Origin of the sequence: Pseudomonas sp. SMSB3, from assembly GCF_052041965.1 — a bacterium.
Taxonomy (GTDB): Bacteria; Pseudomonadota; Gammaproteobacteria; order Pseudomonadales; family Pseudomonadaceae; genus Aquipseudomonas.
Genome location: NZ_JBKGGV010000006.1, coordinates 115,384 through 130,754, shown reverse-complemented (window position 1 = coordinate 130,754; position 15,371 = coordinate 115,384). Strand labels below are relative to the sequence as shown.

The 15,371-nt window shown below is 54.7% G+C and carries 13 protein-coding genes; 9 read left to right on the top strand and 4 right to left on the bottom strand.

Annotation, left to right across the window (positions count from 1 at the left end):
* Positions 1-33: 33 nt before the first annotated feature.
* From prpR to ACLEJW_RS12350, 8 genes are all read left to right on the top strand, one after another.
* On the top strand, positions 34-1,986 hold the full coding sequence (prpR, locus tag ACLEJW_RS12385) for a propionate catabolism operon regulatory protein PrpR (RefSeq protein ID WP_326431150.1): 1,953 nt from the start codon (positions 34-36) through the stop codon (positions 1,984-1,986).
* A 549-nt stretch (positions 1,987-2,535) separates the two neighbouring features.
* Positions 2,536-4,035 carry an SAVED domain-containing protein gene (locus tag ACLEJW_RS12380; protein WP_440777634.1) on the top strand — a complete coding sequence of 500 codons (1,500 nt, stop codon included), beginning with the start codon at positions 2,536-2,538 and terminating at the stop codon, positions 4,033-4,035.
* 1 nt (position 4,036) lies between these two features.
* On the top strand, positions 4,037-5,179 hold the full coding sequence (locus ACLEJW_RS12375; RefSeq protein WP_409287427.1) for an SMODS domain-containing nucleotidyltransferase: 1,143 nt from the start codon (positions 4,037-4,039) through the stop codon (positions 5,177-5,179).
* Positions 5,176-6,969: a HesA/MoeB/ThiF family protein gene (locus tag ACLEJW_RS12370; protein WP_440777633.1), complete on the top strand. Its 1,794-nt coding sequence runs from the start codon at positions 5,176-5,178 to the stop codon at positions 6,967-6,969. Before ACLEJW_RS12375 ends, ACLEJW_RS12370 begins: the two co-directional genes overlap by 4 nt.
* Positions 6,966-7,466: a Mov34/MPN/PAD-1 family protein gene (locus tag ACLEJW_RS12365; RefSeq protein WP_440777632.1), complete on the top strand. Its 501-nt coding sequence runs from the start codon at positions 6,966-6,968 to the stop codon at positions 7,464-7,466. The genes ACLEJW_RS12370 and ACLEJW_RS12365 overlap by 4 nt, the downstream gene beginning before the upstream one ends.
* 265 nt (positions 7,467-7,731) lie before the next feature.
* The gene (locus tag ACLEJW_RS12360) at positions 7,732-8,862 is read left to right on the top strand and encodes a site-specific integrase (RefSeq protein ID WP_440777699.1); all 1,131 of its coding nucleotides are present in this window, start codon (positions 7,732-7,734) and stop codon (positions 8,860-8,862) included.
* 117 nt (positions 8,863-8,979) lie between these two features.
* Entirely contained in the window at positions 8,980-9,207 is a 228-nt protein-coding gene (locus tag ACLEJW_RS12355; protein WP_440777631.1) for a hypothetical protein, read from the top strand.
* Positions 9,208-9,303: 96 nt separating this feature from the next.
* Positions 9,304-10,383, top strand: a complete 1,080-nt coding sequence (locus ACLEJW_RS12350) for an HNH endonuclease signature motif containing protein (RefSeq protein ID WP_440777630.1) — start codon at positions 9,304-9,306, stop codon at positions 10,381-10,383.
* 144 nt (positions 10,384-10,527) lie between these two features.
* On the opposite strand, the gene ACLEJW_RS12345 is transcribed toward ACLEJW_RS12350, so the two are convergent.
* The gene (locus tag ACLEJW_RS12345; protein ID WP_225777835.1) at positions 10,528-10,797 is read right to left on the bottom strand and encodes a helix-turn-helix domain-containing protein; all 270 of its coding nucleotides are present in this window, start codon (positions 10,795-10,797) and stop codon (positions 10,528-10,530) included.
* A gap of 90 nt (positions 10,798-10,887) precedes the next feature.
* On the opposite strand from ACLEJW_RS12345, the gene ACLEJW_RS12340 reads away from it, so the two are divergent.
* Positions 10,888-11,313: a hypothetical protein gene (locus ACLEJW_RS12340; protein WP_225777836.1), complete on the top strand. Its 426-nt coding sequence runs from the start codon at positions 10,888-10,890 to the stop codon at positions 11,311-11,313.
* An 87-nt stretch (positions 11,314-11,400) separates the two neighbouring features.
* Here the strand turns inward: ACLEJW_RS12340 and ACLEJW_RS12335 are convergent, their stop codons facing one another.
* The 3 genes from ACLEJW_RS12335 to ACLEJW_RS12325 are packed head-to-tail and all read right to left on the bottom strand — an operon-like array spanning position 11,401 to position 15,240.
* The gene (locus ACLEJW_RS12335; RefSeq protein WP_440777629.1) at positions 11,401-12,534 is read right to left on the bottom strand and encodes a hypothetical protein; all 1,134 of its coding nucleotides are present in this window, start codon (positions 12,532-12,534) and stop codon (positions 11,401-11,403) included.
* Positions 12,479-13,372 carry a TniB family NTP-binding protein gene (locus ACLEJW_RS12330; RefSeq protein ID WP_440777628.1) on the bottom strand — a complete coding sequence of 298 codons (894 nt, stop codon included), beginning with the start codon at positions 13,370-13,372 and terminating at the stop codon, positions 12,479-12,481. Before ACLEJW_RS12330 ends, ACLEJW_RS12335 begins: the two co-directional genes overlap by 56 nt.
* A gap of 20 nt (positions 13,373-13,392) precedes the next feature.
* Positions 13,393-15,240, bottom strand: a complete 1,848-nt coding sequence (locus ACLEJW_RS12325; protein ID WP_440777627.1) for a Mu transposase C-terminal domain-containing protein — start codon at positions 15,238-15,240, stop codon at positions 13,393-13,395.
* Between the last annotated feature and the right edge of the window lie 131 nt (positions 15,241-15,371).

The window sequence follows — 15,371 nt, the reverse complement described above, 5'->3', positions numbered from 1 at the left end:
ATCGAAACATTTCAAATATGAACAGGCCCCGTGATGGATGCTCTTGCCTCCCAGGTCGTCGTGCTGATCAGCCACTTGCAGCGCCCCCAACAACGGAGCCGGCTCGCCCATGTGGTGGCCGGGCTCACGACGGACTACCCCGATACCCGTATCGAAGTCCTCGACACCTCGGTGGCTGAAGCACTGCAAACCGCCCGAGAACTGGAGCAGGCAGGCAAGGTCGATGTGTTCGTCTGCGCCGGGGCGACCGCCGCCTACCTGCGCAAACACCTGACACGCCCGGTATTGGCGATGCGCGTGGGCAGTGGCGACCTGCTACGGGCATTGGGGCAGGCCCGCGAACGCTCCTCCCAGGTGGCCGTGCTCAGCTACAACCACATCAACCACGACCTGCAAGCCATGGCCGCGCTCTTCACCGTCCAGGTTCACCAGGCCGCCTACACCTCCCTGGAAGAGGCGCGCCAGGCCGTCGAACAGGCGGCCCAGCTAGGCTGTCGCAGCATCATCGGCTCGTCGACGGTAGTGGAGCTGGCGGAGCAGGCAGGGCTGCATGGCGTGCTGTCGCTGAGCGAAGAAACCGCGCGCAAAGCGCTGGAGGAAGCCCTGGGCATTCTCGACACTCAACGCGTCGAGATCGCCAAACGGCGGCATCTGAATGCCGTGCTGCGGCATATCCCCGACGGCGTTGCAGCGGTCGACAACCAAGGCGTGGTGCAGTCGCTCAACCCGGCCCTTGCGCAGCTGCTGGACCTGCCGGTTAGCGCAGCGTTGGGCCGGCCGCTGCAGCAGCTGTGCCCGGAACTGGACATGCAGCAGGCGCTGCAGGAAGGCACGGGTGAAGAAAATCGCGTGATGCGGCTCGGCTCGCACGTCGTGGTGAGCAATTTACTGCCTATCCTGGAGAACGGCGAACGTACCGGCCTGGTCCTGACCTGCCAGGACATCACTGTTGTGCAACGTGCCGACCAGCGCATCCGATCCACCCGCCGCCCCGGTGCTTTCACTGCCCGTTACCGGCTCGACCAGCTCAACGGCAACAGCAAGGCCAACCGCGAGATGCTACAGTTGGCCAAGCGTTTTGCCACCAGCCATTCGACCATCCTGATTACCGGTGAAAGCGGCACCGGCAAGGAACTGCTCGCCCAGGGAATCCATAACGAAAGCCCGCGCCGGCAAGGCCCCTTTGTCGCCATCAACTGCGCGGCGTTTCCCGAGTCGTTGCTGGAAAGTGAATTGTTCGGCTATGAGGAAGGCGCCTTCAGCGGCTCGCGCAAAGGTGGCAAGCAAGGCCTGTTCGAAGCGGCACACCGCGGCACGCTGTTCCTCGACGAGATCGGCGACATGCCGGTTTCGCTGCAAACACGCCTGCTGCGCGTGCTGCAAGAGCGCGAAGTCCTACGCCTGGGCAGCACCGAACCGATTGCCATCGACGTGCGCATCATTGCCGCCACCCACCAGGACCTGCGCAGCGCCATGGACGATGGCGATTTCCGTACCGACCTGTATTTCCGGCTCAACATCCTGCGTCTGCAGACCACCCCGCTGCGAGAGCGCCCTGAGGACATTGCCCTGATCTGCCGGGGCATCAGCCAGCGCCTGCTCGTTCAGGGGCAACCACCGGGAGCTGCAGACATCCCCGCCGCACTGCTGCCGTACCTTGAACGCTATGCCTGGCCGGGCAATGTCCGGGAACTGGAGAATGTGATCGAGCGCGCGATGCTCTCGGCACGCGAACTGCTTGAAGAACACCGCGTGAACGAGCAGTACCTGGCACGCGTGCTACCTGAACTTTGCGAAGGCCCTCCCCCTTCACCCGCCCGGAAAAAGTCGTCAGGCGAAACGGACCTGCACACCATCGGCAAGGTCGCGCAACTACGCTATGTAAAGGAAACGTTGGAAAGCTGCCACGGCAACCTCGACGAAGCCGCCCGCCGTCTCGGCATCAGCCGCACAACCTTGTGGCGGCGCTTGCGATCTGCCAACTGAATGAAAGCCCCAACCCCATGTTCAACCCATGACGTCTGGTTGGACAGTCTCAAGGCCCGACACCGTCTAATCATCCGCCAACTTGAATGGCTCGACGTACATCGCCGGGTTGCTAGCGACTTTGTTGTGGGGGGCGCTCAACCTGTTTAGTTAACTGGAGATACTCATTCTGCGAGCGCTTCGCCCTATATCAGATCCGGCGACTATGCGCGGTGTACTGTATCGTCCGGCATTCTTGCTCAGTCGCCTGAGGACCATGCTGATGCAGTCGGAGCAGTCGGAGTAGGACAGTATGGCGCCCGGAGGTGCGTTTTCGCGATGTGCATGTTCAGCCGGTCTGGACGCGACTGACCGCTTTCGACCCGAAGCTGCCCTTGACGAAGGGCAGAAATCGGTCATGAGTTACCTTCCGCGAAACGCGGCGCTATAACTTGATCGCCGGCTAAGCCGGTTCGGGCTTAGTCACCGGTCGACTAACCATCGTTCCAGCTTGATTCCAACGTGAAGAGAGGATAGCGTTTCGCCATTAAGCTGCAAAAGGAGTTGAGCATGGCAAACGCTGTTTCGGCCGGATGGCACGGGCATGACTATCAAGCTCGTTTTTTCTGGATTCATGCCTCCGCATTAAGAGATCCAGACCAGTCGCACGTTATTGAGGTCTCCTACGAGGCTGATGGGCCAAAAGCGTTCGATGATGTAATTATTCGCTATGACCCTCCGCGGGCGAGCACTGGCCCCGTGCGGATCTCGGTGGATTACCATCAGATCAAATTCCATGTCACCGGCGCGGGACGATTCGGCTACGCGGATCTCATCGACCCTGCCTTCATAGGCGCCGAAACGGTGTCTCTTTTGGAAAGATTGAAACAGGCAAAAGAGAGCGCCCCTCCGAACGCTGCTTTTCACCTCGTTACGATCGACAGTGTCAAAGACAACGATCCACTGGCTGAAATCATCTCGGCCGTGGACTATTCCCTGCGGCTAGACAAACTCTCGGTTGGAAAAACGGACGGCAGCAAAATGGGCAAGGTTCGCAAGTTGTGGCGCGAACACCTTAAACTCGCATCGGATGATGAACTGATGAAAGTACTGGAAGGCCTACATATTGCCACCGCCCAGCGATCTCTGACCCAGCTACGCGATGACGTGAACCTTCGTTTCCGGGTAGTGGGCCTGATCAGTTGCCATGACAGTTCGGAATTTCGCTTCGACGCTGCTGCAAGGTCTCTCAAGAGCAAAGGGCTGTATCAGTTTACCCGTGAGCAGTTCGAAACTCTTTGCAAAGAGGAAGGTTGGGTTCGCTCCGAGCCACCTGAGAATCGCCTCAACGTAGCCCTTCGCTCATTCACAGATGGTCCAAACGATAGAATAGACGCGCTACCGGAAAACACTCTTTCACTCTTGCAGCACTTTGATGGCCGTCATCTCAGACCAGGCGAGGATTGGGCATCTGCGATCCAACCAGCTGTTGAGTCGTTCCTCGCGCGAATAAAGCAAGCGGAACGTCGAATTCGGCTTTTTCTGGATGTTCATACCTCGATCGCATTTCTGGCAGGACGCTGCCTCGGGTTGAAATCCGGCATGGAGGTAGAACTCGTTCAGAAGGGGCGCTCAGGTACCTCCGTTTGGAGAGCAGATGACGGCAAAGACAAGCCCGCGGCCTCTATCACGACTGAACAACTTCATGCTGGCCCAGACATTGCGCTCGTGCTGAGCATATCTCGAGATGCTGTGGACGATGTGCGGGATTACGTTGCCAAACAGCCGACGATAGGCAAGATTTTGCACATCACTCCGGCAGAGGGGCCCGGACAAAACGCAGTAGCGGGTGGAGCCCATGCCGCCCGTCTGGCTGATGATGTTGCCAGAGCAGTAGCCAAGATCCGTGTTCCATTCGGCGCTAAGATTCACGTGTTCAGCGCGGCGCCGAATGCGGTTAACTTCTTCGTGGGTCAACACGTCGAAGCCATGGGCCCATGCGTTTTCTACGAGTTTGATTTCAACCGCCGTATCGACGGTAGCTACCACCCCACCTTCAAGGTTCAATGACATGGAACTCAAACCACAATTCACGGAGTTCCTTGCCGGAATTCGACCAACGATCCGGCAGCAGGAAGATTGGAAAATCGGGTCGAAAACCTTGCGCAACCGGCTCGAGGCGGATGAAAAACTCAAAGACATCGTCGTAGCTACCTTCCTGCAAGGCAGCGTTCGAAGATCAACAGCGGTCCGCCCCTTAGGAGAAAAACGCCCCGACGTTGATGTCGTGGTAGTAACGAATCTGGACTACAACCGACTGACACCGAAAGAGGCGATGGATCTGTTCGAGCCTTTTCTGGAGCGGTACTACAAAGGGAAATGGCGGCCACAGGGCCGCTCATTTGGAATTGAGCTTTCCTACGTGGATCTAGACCTAGTAATCACAGCTCTACCAAGCGACGGCTCAAGTCGTAGCCTCCTAGAACAGCTCTACCGGTCTCAATCTGTGTTGACCACCAACTCGCTCGAAGAAGAGGCCAGCTGGCGACTGAACCGCAGTTGGACACCACCTAGCGGCCTGCTTGGGAACGCCATGCTTTTCCAGGATGCACCTCAGGAGGAGTGGAAGCCTCATCCACTGTTTCTTCCTGATCGGGATGCTGGCAACTGGGGGCGTACTCACCCACTCGCGCAGATCCAATGGACTGCTGCGAAAAATCGTGCGTGCAACGGCCACTACGTAAACCTTGTACGGGCAATGAAGTGGTGGCGCCAAGAGAATGCAGAGCGTCTTCCTAAATACCCAAAAGGCTATCCCCTGGAACACATGATCGGGCATGTTCTGGCCGACGGTAGCACTTCAATGGCAACGGGCTTGGTTCAGACCTTGGAGAGCTTCATGAGCACCTGGTCCAGCTACAACCAGCTCAACATTGTCCCAACACTTGCGGACCACGGAGTACCAGAGCACAACGTCCTAGCGCGCTTGCCGATTGAGGACTTCAAGGCCTTCTACGCAGCAGTAGGGGAGGCAGCCAAGCTAGCCAGGAAAGCACTCAACAGCACAGATGCCCAAGAGAGCGGTCAGTTGTGGAGAGACTTGTTGGGGAGCAAATTCCCGTTACCGGGCCCAAGGGGTGGTGACAAGCCTAACGGCGGCTTTACCGCACCGACCCAGTCTGCCCAGCCAAACACTACTGAGCGGTTCGCGTGACCTCCCTCCAACCGATTACCCCCCCGGTCCTGCTGTCTGTCGTCGATGCCATCAACTGCGATGCACGCCTCGATACAGACAGCAGCTGGCGGCTGCACGCAGAAGGAGAATGGTCGCTACAATTTTGCGCGCGACTCTCTGTACCAGCGACCGAGTTCGTACCAAACGAATCAAGCTGGCACATGGTGGTTATGCCAACTGCCAATGGAGAGACAGCTCACATTTATCCGGATGCTGTTCACGGCATCACGTCTACATTTCCTCATCAAGACTACAATGGCAAAACATGCCCGCCGCGTCCCTGGAAACTTGGCAAACCATGTTTGGAAAAGCCTATCGCCGTTTTCAACCGTACTAGCTGGTCGAACGAGCCCCGCAACCTAGCCGAACGATTGCCCTGGTTACTACAGCGTTTGCTGAAGTGGCTTGACGCGGCTGCTAGCGGCTCTCTTAACGTTGCGGGAGACCCACTCGAACTGCCGGCACTACCTGGGCAATCCCTTTTCCCGCTATTGGGATTTCGAGAAGCCTCCGGCGGCATTTTGCACTGGATACCACATCAGGGTAGATGGGGGTATGCAAGCATAAGCCAATTGCGGGGGGCGAATAGCACCCGGGTCATCACGAAATTCGAACGGTCCGACGGCGAAGTCATCAGGTCCATGGAATGGCCGGCCTCCATGCTGGGCAACGGTAAAAGCTGCGATGCCGTATGGCTTGTCCTACCTGAGATTCCAGTCATGCCTCCGTGGCAGGTTCCAGCATCGTGGCTGGAGTTGAGTGAATGGCTAGCCGCAAACCACATCAACCTTGGAGAGTTACTCGTTGAAATGGGGCGCGCTGTTAGACGAAATCCCCTCAAAGCCCCTCCCTCGATACTGCTACTCGGATTCCCTATCTCAGAGCAGGTTGGGCTAGCACCATCCCGAATGCACTGGTTCGCGACTAAATCACCCTCACTTTCCAATAAGAAATCACGAAGAAAGGGCTTCCGGTCCTGCGAGCACAACTACCGCTACTGGGATGCTGAGATTGCTACATCTAAAGACGCCTTGGAGTGGCAGCGAACAGCCAACTGGGCCACAGACCAGCTTCGAACAAGGGGGGCTGCCGAGAATGAGATGTGCAGACGTCGAGTTCTGCTCATAGGTGCAGGTTCCTTGGGAAGCTCAGTCGCGGAGAACCTCCTTCGAATGGGCGTTTGCGAACTAGGCATTCTGGATTTTGACTGGGTGATGATGGGCAATCTAAGTCGCCATTCGCTCTCCATGCACGCTGTCGGACACAAGAAGGCCAAGGCCCTTGCCATGCACCTCAACGAGTGCATGCCCGACGCAAAGGTCCGGGCCTTTGATGCGGTGTTTCCACCCAACACCGAACAGGTGAAACAAGCAGTCAGAGGCTATGACATGGTTGTCGACTGCACGGGGGACGATGACGTACTGGATGCCTTGGCTTCGTTTGACTGGAAAAGTGAAAAGCTATTTGTGAGCCTAGCAATGACATGGCGAGCTGAAGGTCTTTTCGCGTATTCAGCCTCCGAATCAAGCTTTCCAGCTATAGATGCCAAGTCCCAATTTGCATCTTCTCCCAGCCCCACTATGAACGAACTAGACGCACAGATTGAAGGCATTGGGTGCTGGCATGCAGTTTTCCCTGCGACTGCTGATGATGTTCAGCTATGGGGGGCAATTGGTAGCAAATTCATCCGTAGAGCAGTTATGAATCCAGGACGGCGCTACGAGTATTTCCAACAGATGCCGGACGGCACAATCGAGCTAGTGAAATGAACTACCCAGCTCCATTGTCATTTGTGAGTTCTAGTGACTCATACACAGTGACCATTGAAGCCGAAGTTTTAAGCCAAATGGTGAGTGACTGCATACGAGCAGGGACACATGAAACAGGTGGCATACTAATCGGAAAATACAGTAGCGACGGAAGTATCGCCCTAATTTCGGAGATTACGTCGCATCCCAAGGACTCGATCAGTAGTTCAGTTACCTTTCAACGTGGAATCATCGGGCTTAAGGAGTTGCTTGCCGAGCGTTGGAATGAAGGATCTCACTATATTGGAGAGTGGCACTATCATCCTGGTGGCTCACCGGAGCCAAGTACCCCCGATATACGAGCAATGCGGTCTATCGCCACAAACTCGAAATATTCGTGTCGTGAACCCATTCTAGTCATATTAGGTGGGACCCCTCCGGAAGTAGTAAAGCTGAGCGCTACAGTGTTTCCCGCCAATGGTCCAAGCGTTAAATTAAGACAATCAATTAATATTTGAACGGTCACTCATCACTCAATCCCTACTCGCCCTGTCAATGACAGCACCTAAACCCCTCACGTCACAAGGCATGAGCGTGAATGCAAGGATGGCTGATCATGGATTAGGGAAGTTATTCGCGGCTGTCCTCTTTGGGTCGATAACGGCCCTTCACGATCATGGATATCGTCATGCCGACCTCTTCGTTATATTAGGCCTGATAAGCCACAGGTTATCCGAACCTATTGCAGCGTTGAGAGAGATGAAATTGACAGAGCCGGTACAGATGCCCTCCTCCCAGCCGCTGGTGCTTACAGAGTTGGCCGACAGCACCCGCGCCGCTGCTGAGGCATTCATCGCGGCAGGCACTGCGGCTAATACCGTGCGTAGCTACCAGAGCGCCCTCACCTACTGGTCCGCGTGGCTACGGTTGCGTTATCGCCGCTCGCTCGGCGACGGCGCGTTGCCACCCGAGGTCGCCGTGCAATTCATCGTCGACCACTTGGCCAGGCCCGATACTGCTGGTAACTGGACACACCTACTGCCGCCGGCCGTCGATGCCGCGTTGGTGGAAGCCAAGATCAAGGGCAAGCCGGGGCCACTTTCGTTCAGCACAGTTAGCCACCGCTTGGCAGTTTTGGCTAAATGGCATCGCCTGCGAAACTGGGATAACCCAAGTGAGGCTCCTACGGTGAAGACGCTTCTTCGAGAGGCACGCAAGGCCCAGTCGCGCCAAGGCGTATCCGTGCGGAAGAAAACCGCAGTGGTGTTGGAGCCGCTGCAGGCGATGCTTGCCACCTGCACTGACGGCGTGCGTGGTACGCGCGATCGCGCCCTGCTATTGCTGGCCTGGAGCGGCGGTGGCCGGCGCCGCTCGGAAATCGTGGGTTTGCAGATCGAAGACCTTCGCCGTCTGGACGCCGACACCTGGCTATATGCACTTGGGGCAACCAAAACAGATAGTAGCGGCGTGCGTCGGGAAAAGCCGCTGCAGGGACCGGCGGCTCAGGCGCTGAACGCCTGGCTCGCTGTAGCACCGGGCTGCGAGGGCCCGTTGTTTCGCCGCTTGTACAAAGGCGGTAGGGTCGGCACAGCAGGCTTATCCGGCGATCAGGTGGCGCGTATCGTCAAGCGTCGTGCACAGCTGGCAGGACTTGAAGGCGATTGGGCCGCGCACAGCCTGCGCTCGGGATTTGTTACCGAAGCTGGTCGTCAGGGGGTACCGCTGGGTGAGGTGATGGCGATGACCGAGCACCGTAGCGTCGGCACCGTGATGGGCTACTTCCAAGCCGGTTCACTCCTGGGGAGCCGTGCCAGTCAGTTGCTGCCCATGGCCGCGCAGTTCGATGAACGCAGTTCTGATGAGTCCGGTCCACCCGATGACGCGAATGGAAAGGAGACTGCAAAGGCGACGTAGGGGCGTGGGCCGCTCTACCTGGCCGAACCGCAAGCGCATTCGGACAGGCTCGCTTTCGTCTAGTCAGCCGGTTTGTGCCGTAATCTAGACTTCTTTCAACCAGCCTCGGAGGCATCAATGGAGCAGTCGGACATTAAACGCGTGCAGTTGGAGAAACTCGAGAAGCTGCGAAGCCAGCTGAAACTCCTTCCCGCGGGCGCCCGTGGCGAGGTAGTGGGTGAGCTCAATGGTCGCACTGAGCAGCTGTACGAATTCGGCATACTTACCCGTCGGGAAAGCGATGACGAGTACGTGAAGAGCGACATTGCCAGAGGTCGTGCCAGCCCAAGCATCCTGGTGGATTGACATGGCAGCCCGCACTGACAAGCCACCGCATCGTCGGCGTCAGAGAGCACCGGAGTGACCAAGAACCCAACCGAACTGGCACTGCTGGCCAGGGGCATGGACACCCGCCTCGCCCAAGCCCTACGGCTGGCAGGCTGGACACTGAGCAAGCTGCAGCAATGCGATGTGGCCGCGCTTGAGGCGCTCAGCATCGATCAGCCGACCATTGCCCGCCTGTACAAGGGGAATCGGCCGCCGATCCCATCAGAGGCCTTGCTCCAAGTGCTGTTCGCCAGCCGTTGGCTGTGCTGTGTGTGTCGCGAGGCGACCCGGCCAGTGGTGGTTCACCACATCCAACCCTGGGCCAAGAGTCGCGATCACGCGCCGGCCAATCTCGCCGTGCTGTGTACGCTGCATCATGGCGAAGCTCACAACCAGCGCGGCTTGGAGGTGACACTGTCGGTAGAGCGATTACTCGCCGCGAAGCTGGCGTGGGAGCGTCAAGTTGCTCATATGGACCGGCTCGCTATCCATCAATCGACGCAGGTGCAGGCATGCCACTGGTGGTACTTCAACCACCTGCGGCTGTTCGAGCTGGCGAGGGCCAGCGGGGTTGATCTGCAGCGCCTACCCGGCTTTGCAGAAGCTCGCCAGCACGGGCTCTGTGCCGCCATCGGCGTCGTTGAACTGGATGAACGTGGGCGCTCCCCCTATAACGCCAGATCCGCTCACCACTTGTACCAGTACATGGTCCAGATGTTGTCCTGCGTGCTGGAGCACACCGTGCCGCAGAACATTTCCGATGACCTCGACCGCGGCACCCTACCCGCCTTGATCACCAGTGGTGACATCATCTATGTCCAGGGGCGGCATTTCTTCAGCAACATAAACTCGCCCGATCCGCGCGAGGATCTGGTACGCGCGCACCGCAGCGCGAACAAAGTGGACATCCATTTCGTCTTCAATCGCCACGAAGGAACCTCGGGCTCGGCGCGAGCGTTGTGGTTGTGCGGCGCCCAAACCCTATGCAGCGTATTGCAGGTCAACCGTATTGAGCGAGCTGACACCCGCTATCAGATCTATGCCACCGTGCTGGCGATCCGCAGCGCTCACGGCGAGCTCAAATCGCGTCTGTACGAGGGTAACTTACTGAGGTCCGGACTCGGCTTCGGTACCGTCGACGAATCGGAAGAATAGCGCCGGCGCAATTGGAGCCGGAGCCGAATGAATCCACGCGATGAATTGCAGGACAGGTTCTCGCAAGATCAACCAGGAGCGCGCGCACGTGAAGCGACGAGCGAACACCAGCAGACCTGCACCCAACGCATTTCTGTGTCAACACTAAGCAGACAGTTCGGCTTTGACGCGGGCCAGCAGCTCGTCCAAATTGCCCCCCGATTGCAGCACAAAACTTTCGGCCAAGATGCTCAGTGGGTGCACGCCCATCAGGTCGGCGATCGACGTGAGCTTGTTGACGGTGACCGCTTTCATCCCGCGTTCCAGGGAACTGATATAGGTTCGACTGCTGATGCTGCCAAAATCCTCCTGAGTGAAGCCCTTGCGAAGGCGTGCATTCCGTAATGCCAGGCCGACAGCATCATTCAGTTCCATTTGCGACTCCTGCAAAAGGAACGATGAAGCGACATTGAACACTAAAGGACTACAATCTATAGTGTTCATTTTCAGTGCGAGGTAGCCTGCATGTTCGTGACTCATCCGGGCGCTGAGCTACGCAGCGGTTTGCAATACAGGGACGGCTCCAGGCAATGGGCGATCATCGAGCGAGAATTAGTCACTCCCTGGCTATACGTTTGCCTAAAGCAAACCGAGGAGGGTTTCGATTTCCAGCGAGTATTTTTGGTGTCATGTGTAGATCACTTTCTTCAGCTCATGCATGACTTGCCCAGCGATGCTGCGATCACGAGCGTGATGAGCGTTCTGCCCAGAAACGATGGCGCAGGTCAGTGGTCCATGGTGCCTGTCCAATCAATCGCAACCAATCCTGATGGGGCGCGCCAAACCGTTACAGTGGCGCTGATCGATGGTGCTTCCTACGAGGAATGCGTGAAAGGCCTCGATCACAAGTCGACTACGCCGATCCTCTACGTCGCTGGCCGCTCTGGATGAGCACGCTGATCACACGCCTTTGGTTGCTTAATGACGACTCAGCGGACGACGGCGGGAAGGTACGATCTAATTGCAGTCCCTTCTGAATCAAGTCCTCGCTCGCCTGTTATGCCACCAGTCAACAAGTAAGTGGCTATATCTTTCTTTGATGGCAGCATTCCAATTGCGCGAGCGGTTCTCTAACCATTCCAAGTACCCCAAATTCTGCCCAAGCTCACTGTGCATGCCCCACCAGAGCCTATCAAGATTATCGCTTCGCACCTGAAAGTCTTCTCCTTGCTGCCAACTTCGAACGCAGTGGGGCACACCGATGAACAGACCCAGGAGTGCAAACATCGCCATACGGACTTCAGGAGGGTGCTCTCTGACCTCAAAACACAAGCATGCCTCGGGTCCCGCTGATGGCGATAGTCGCACACTTAACGAGCATTCACCTTTTATATCCAGTAGCCGTGCAATATAAGATTTTTGGTGATAAGGGTAGCTGCGTTTTTTTCCAATAACCGCGATCAGATCAGACATGAATATTTCAAAATCAATCAGGGCGACTGTAGACGCTGCTCCAGGTATGTGAACCTTGCCAGCCTTTAACGCTGAAATGTACCACTGCTGAAAAGAAAGGGCCATGAGGCTAAGGGTTTTGAATGTGCGCGAGGCAATCATTCTAAGTTTACGAATAGACAGCGGACTCTGCATGCTGAGCGATGAAGGTCGGGGGATTGCTCCCATGTAGTGATTCAACACATTGGCAATAGCTTGGGAAGGTATAGTGCTGCCAAGATCACGGATTAGATTGCCGTGTACGTGACAAATATTAAACCAACTGTAAGCCCATATACTCCTAGTCGTCGGGCGTCGATAAGTTGAAAAATCCTCGAACAAGCATAACTCGCACATGTCCACTCGCAAATTTGCCGGATGCTTTAACCATGAGCCGTAATCGGCGAAGAGATAGTCGAACAATGAAGAGTTCACATCGAAAATTTCCGTTAACTCTCTGCGCAATAATCCCGAGGTGGTTTCATCTGCATCCGCCGCCCCAAACTTTTCAATTGCATCTGCGGCCCGATCAAAAAGAAAAGGATTTTTAGAGTGTTGCCCCCTTGCAATCCAGCCTGAGATGGACTCGCCTACAAGCGGCTTGAGTAGCCCCGCGAAGCTCTGATTAACCCTCATCATCGAAAGACTCGAAATAAGGGGGAATTCCTTCAGCTTTTTCAAGACACTTTAAATCAATGCTCTCCTTCCCGTCCAATATAGCCCAGACTGCACCCCGAGTAATGCGCTTGACAATGGCATCCGTATTCCCGGCCGTCTCTTTCAAAAGATATTTAACTTTGCCTGCCCCCCAGAGCTCAGACGGTCTCTTCAGAGGCAAATAGCTCTCGTAAGCTGCTAAAAAAGAGCGAAAATTTTCATTTTCACTCCACAGTGGTAAGTGGTATCGCTGAAAACGCCGAGCCAACTGGCTGTCACTGCTAATCGCGTGATGAGCGTCCTCCGTTCCAAAAGCAGTAATGCACAGTGACAAAGGCGGACTACTAAGCGCCCGAAAAAAGGAAAGATTCTTTCGTTGATCAACCCTGTTCGCATTGAGGAGATTATGGACTTCATCGATCAACACCATCCTAATTCTTCTCATTTCGACAGCCCTCGTCAGAGAGGTCGGTAAAATCCCGCCTCGAATCCGACCAATCGATATCCCTAGAGCTTTCTCGATCGACTCTTCAAATCCAGATAACGTAGGATCCGGAGGCACAGTAAAAGAGATGTATCCGCGTGGTTCCTCCGAGCGTTTGCGAAGAGTCTCCAAATCCGACTCAATGCGTGAGAACAAACTAGTTTTACCCATTCCTGGGTCGCCGGATATCATCACGCATTGCGCCTGAATTTTAGCTGGCATGCCGTAAACTGCGCGTACCGTACCTCTAATAGCTTTAACCTCAGGATAGTTAATCCAGCAGTCAGCATAAATAAGACCCACCCGCTTATCATCGCTCCAGCTGACTGCTTGGCGGCGGGCGGGCATTATGTGATCTAATGATTCACCAGTTTTCATGGCGCACACTCCTAGGCGTCTCAGTCTTCAATGTCGAACGCTGTGGGTTTACGGGCATAATCCACATTAGCCGGCTTAGGTTGTATATTGGTCTGCCGATTCAGTGGGTGCCCAGGGTCTTCACTGCGGATTTTTTTACGTTCATTCATTTTTCGGGTTTGCTTAGTAAGTGAAACTGCACGTTCGACCAAATCATCATTTTTCTTTATCAATGCAAATGTTTCAGCTGCAGTTACCCGCCGATCACTCTCAGCAGCGAGCTGTTTTCGCGCATGCTTAAATTCCGCCAGTGTTACATTTGGAAACCTGACATCAGAATATGTTAATTCTATATAATTACTTTCCCCTTCCGGCAGTACCCAGATTTTGCCGATAGCCTCAGGGTCATACCTCACTTGGCATCGGGTGTTTATGTCGAATCTTTTAAGTGCCGCAGAATAGTACTCGACGCAGTTGAGTTTGATGCCGGAGCGACTAATGCGTCTTTTTTTAATGGGCATAAAGTCAATAAGCAACCTACGCCTATCCTCGATGATCTGGGGGTAATGCAGTACGCCATCGTCAGTCTTATAGTAACGCTCCCACTGAAACAATGGCGAACAGCCAATGGCTGAGTGTTTTTTCTTGTGATATTTTTCTATTTCCGTGATAAACCATTCGCGAAATTCCGCAAATGAAAGGGCAGCAGTTTTTTCGCTATCATAATCTCCTCGCTCCTTCACAGAAGACATCGTTGCGCCGGGTAACAAGTGAACCCTCTTCATGAAGGTACCAATCAACCGCTCAATATGCGCCCCATTGTGAGGAACTCTTCTTGGCCTGTAGGTAAGGTCTATGCGGTACCAGCGACAACTATTCTGGAGATTACTTGATCTAAATTCTTTGGCGTTATCTACATGAATTCGTTTGGGCACGCCATAAAAAGGGTACTCGAACTCATCTAACCCATATGCTTTGAGCCACTGATTTTTTGGTAAAATAGTATGCGAAATACACAAAGCCACGGACATTGAAGATGGAGGGCTCAAAGACAAGTGAACCCCGGCGACTGCGCGGGTGTATACATCGATTGCCAAAGTCGCCCAAGGGCGGCCCAATGGCCTGCGAGTTTCCCCATCCACGATAATGCAGTCTACAAGGGCATGATCAATCTGTATCAATTCATACGGAGCAGTCGGGAGAATCTTTCCTCCCCGCACCGACAGCTCCTGATCAGCGGCTTTTTTTCCCACAGTCTTCGTCAACAGCTCCCGACGAGGCCGTTCTTTGATCCTGCTGGATACAGTTCCTAGGCTTGGCACGGGTAAATTCTGAGTTATGCACTGTTTTCTGATTATTTCATATATTGCCTCTGTCGTAATTGCCCTGCCTTCGTAGTGATCATCTATTGCAGACTTGATAAGATCTTCTACAACGCCATCAATCTGCTTCATCCCTACAGACCGCCCTTTTTTCTTCTGTATCAAGCTAACGAAACCCTTATCTGGTTCCATCAGAGCAAGCAGGCGGTAGATTTGGGATACGCTCAAATTCAAGGTTTTGCCCGCGGCGTCTATTTCATTTTTTGGAATGGGCTTGCGTGATAATAGTGGCAAAAGCGTGGTGTAGCGAAAATCCGCAACTTTCAGTTCATCTTCGCTAAACAAATCGATGGTTGGTTTTTGGGTGTTTTTCTTTGGCGGCAACGCTTCGGAGTCAGAGTATTTAATCTCGAATTCAAATTCTATATTTCCTGGCGATATAGTTACAATCTCGCCTGTAGCAAGATCCCGCGCCTTAATTTTGCTTGCCGATACGGACTCCAATATCTCTAATTTTCTGGCGCTTGCAAAAACCAAAGCTCCACGCCTGATAGTGAACCGATCCATTTATGCGGCCTCTGCGGAAATGCAAAACGCAACTGAATGTGCGAAAAATACCTCAAGGTTAGTTAAACATGCGAAAAATGCAAAATCTGAGCGACTAGACGCTCCGAATTTACAAAATATTCAGAGGAATC